Origin of the sequence: Limosilactobacillus gastricus DSM 16045 (genome assembly GCF_001434365.1) — a bacterium.
GTDB lineage: Bacteria > Bacillota > Bacilli > Lactobacillales > Lactobacillaceae > Limosilactobacillus > Limosilactobacillus gastricus.
The window spans coordinates 1-2,921 of the sequence record NZ_AZFN01000041.1 but is presented as its reverse complement, the minus strand read 5'-3'; the positions used below and the strand labels follow the sequence as shown (position 1 = coordinate 2,921).

Sequence of the window (2,921 nt, the reverse complement as noted above, 5' to 3'; positions counted from 1 at the left end):
TGACTTTCGACTATTTTTAATCAGCTTTCTAATAATTTAAGAGAACGCATGTTCGTTTCTGTGCTACAATATAGGTAAAAGCTAACGGAAGTGATCTAAATGTTTTTTTGATGATGAACCTCATGGCGTGTTCTTCTTAATCGATAACAAGTCCTTTTATGTTAGTTTCAAAAAAAGCTCACTACTTAAAATAGTAAGCTTACAATCAAGATTTATTCTACTTCTACTAAAGCAAAAGACAGACATTCAACTATTTCATTTACTGCCTCATCTATACCTAGTTCCTCATTATCATTCAACATCATTGGAAGAACATAAGAAAGACTCAAGGCTAAAATATAGCGAACGATTCTTTCGTTTGTCCAATTTCTGATGAGGCCCTTTTCTTTAAACTGATTCAGAATTGGACTAATTGGACTAATAATAGAGTGAACAATAACATTTCCTAACTGGTTAGAAATAGCATTATCGATAAAAGAACGACTCAAGAGAATTTTAACTTGCATTTGATTCTCCTGAATAAAAACTAGTCTATCCCGAACAATACTTCTCAAAAACACTGAAAAGGTCTCCTGGTTTGCTGTAAATTTCTTCTTAGAAAAATCAGCAATCACATCTGGAATAACTTGCTCAAGAAAAGTCGATAAAATTGCTTCTAAGATACCTTCCTTGGTCTTAAAGTAACTAAAAACCGTCCCTTCTGAGACTCCAGCTTCCTTAGCGATAAGACTGGCTGTTGTGTTTTCAAAACCAATTTCTGCAAATAACTTTAGACTTGATAACAGTACTTGACGTTGTTTTAAACTCAAATTGCTATTTTCTAATGTCTGAGCATACTTTTGTTCTAAACTTTCTATCACTAGCACCTCCCTGCTACTCTCTTACTTTTACGACTTTCTTACCTCGAGTGTGTCCCAATTTCAGACTACGATATGCTTCTCTAACTGACTTTAGAGAAAAGTCATACACTTGATCAATATTTAGCTGAACCTTTCCATCTGAGACCATCTCCGCTAAAGTTTTAAAGTCATCATATGTAGAATGTCTCGGACCCGTGAACTGAGCTCCTCTTATCATAACATATGGAGAGGGTACTAGAGTTCCAATCTCACTCCCCTTCAAACCTAGACTAAAAGCTAACTTAACGTAATCACTTCCATAGCAATCCAAGAATTTTGTAATCGGTTTTGGAGTTGCTGATAGAAGAGCATTTTGAATGTTCTCTTCGTAAGCTACTGGTATGGCACCTAAGGACTTGAGATATTCTGAATTCTTCTTACTTGCAATTCCGATAACCGTTGCACCCTTAGCAACTGCATACTGTACTGCAATACTTCCAATACCACCTGTTGCTGCTGAAATAACTACAACATCTTTAGAATTTAACTCTATTTTTCTAAAAGCTCCACCCACAGCTAAAGAGGCTACACCCATAGTAGCTGCGTGGTTCATATCAATCATCTTTGGTTTCAATACAATTTCCGATTCATTGACACAAATTTCTGTTGCCAAAGCTCCCCTCTTGGTCCCCAATCCAGGGTCACTGATTATTGATCCAAAAACCTTGTCCCCTACTGCAAAGGTATTTACTCCTTCACCAATTTCTGTGATAACTCCAGCAAAATCCCTACCAACACCTCTTGGAAAAAGAGATGATTTCGACTCAAACCAACGACTGGGATTCCTTAGTTTCGCCATAAAAGATAGAAATCTAAGTGGTTTTGCACCCTCAAAAGTCTTGTAATCAATAGGATTTAAACCAACGGCATGAACTTCTACCCTGACTTGATTCACTTTTAAAGAATCAGATTTAATATTCACTAAATCTAACACTTCTTCATTACCGAAACGACTATATTGTATTGCTTGAACAACCATTTTATGAACTCCTTTGCTCCTCACGTATTGAGTGAGTGCTCAATCATTTACTTGATTGTACGCTTATTCTTCAAAGATGTAAACTATACTGCTCCCACTCTCTGTGGCAGCTGATGGGCACCGCTATCAAGCGGGCTTCACTAGTGGGCGGACATAACGGAGGCAATAGCTATGAATAACGATGTAGAGATTATTAAGGGGCGGTTAACCCTATTGTTTAAGCGACGTCCCCAAACCCGCTATTGGTCAATGTTGACTAATGGCACCTATGATCAGACCTATAATCTTTTTTTAACAGTCAACGGGCTAACGAGCGCTTGCAATCCGTTCCCTTACATGAATTAGCTAACTATGATTTAGCTGATTTAGAAAAATTACTAAAAGCATTACGACAAGATATAAAGCTAACGATCGAATTTGTCGGCTTTACTGGAGAACGGTGGCCGGCTAGTCAAAAGCTGATTCAACGAAAGCGGGTGCCACTTGAATAACCAAGAATTTGACTTAGACACGGTTAAGTATTTTTTTAAACATGATTATCATGACCGGGGCATAATGAAATGGCAAGGGTTCTATTTATCCGATCATACCGCCGCTTTAAACCATCAGAACCAGCAATTGAATGAAGTATACGTTCTACGACCGCAACAATCCTTAGCAGAGATAACCCAACTACTGGCAGACGCATACCAGCGTCAACAACCAGTGACCATTCAACTAAAAACGGTTGATCAAAACAACCGTCATTGGCCAGATATCACCACCTTGATCCATGGCTACAATGCCAATGATATTGTGATTGACGCTGATCGGTTTATCCCACTACCAGAAATTCGCAATGTGGCATATAAAAAAACGGAGAAGCTATAAAATTCTAACTCTCCGTCTTTCTCTTAACGCTTTAATTGTTGGGGTTCATCATGACTTGGTTGTTTGATCTTAGGATTTTGTCTTACAAAATCCTGTAACTGTTTTTGGACACGATTACTAATTTCCTGGTGTACGTCATTAATCTGTTTCTTTAGTTCTGATTTTTGTTGTGG

At 37.8% G+C, this 2,921-nt stretch carries 3 protein-coding genes and 1 pseudogene; 2 read left to right on the top strand and 2 right to left on the bottom strand.

Annotation, left to right across the window (positions count from 1 at the left end; all coding sequences use genetic code 11):
* Positions 1 to 212 precede the first annotated feature (212 nt).
* Both FC60_RS08990 and FC60_RS08985 read right to left on the bottom strand, forming a co-directional pair.
* Positions 213 to 857, bottom strand: coding sequence for a TetR/AcrR family transcriptional regulator (locus FC60_RS08990; RefSeq protein ID WP_056938039.1), 645 nt, complete (start codon positions 855 to 857; stop codon positions 213 to 215).
* A gap of 16 nt (positions 858 to 873) precedes the next feature.
* Positions 874 to 1,878 carry an NADP-dependent oxidoreductase gene (locus FC60_RS08985; protein ID WP_056938038.1) on the bottom strand — a complete coding sequence of 335 codons (1,005 nt, stop codon included), beginning with the start codon at positions 1,876 to 1,878 and terminating at the stop codon, positions 874 to 876.
* Between the two features lie 171 nt (positions 1,879 to 2,049).
* Here FC60_RS08985 and FC60_RS08980 point away from each other — a divergent pair.
* Together FC60_RS08980 and FC60_RS08975 are read left to right on the top strand one after the other, a co-directional pair.
* Positions 2,050 to 2,369, top strand: a pseudogene (locus FC60_RS08980) (acetyl-CoA carboxylase).
* A complete protein-coding gene (locus tag FC60_RS08975) occupies positions 2,362 to 2,748 on the top strand; it encodes a hypothetical protein (protein ID WP_056938037.1) in 387 nt (128 codons plus the stop codon). Before FC60_RS08980 ends, FC60_RS08975 begins: the two are co-directional and overlap by 8 nt.
* Positions 2,749 to 2,921 lie beyond the last annotated feature (173 nt).

Bases quoted from the DNA above. Each gene is read 5' to 3' on its own strand.
- FC60_RS08985 (WP_056938038.1), bottom strand. From the start codon at position 1,878: ATGGTTGTTCAAGCAATACAATATAGTCGTTTCGGTAATGAAGAAGTG.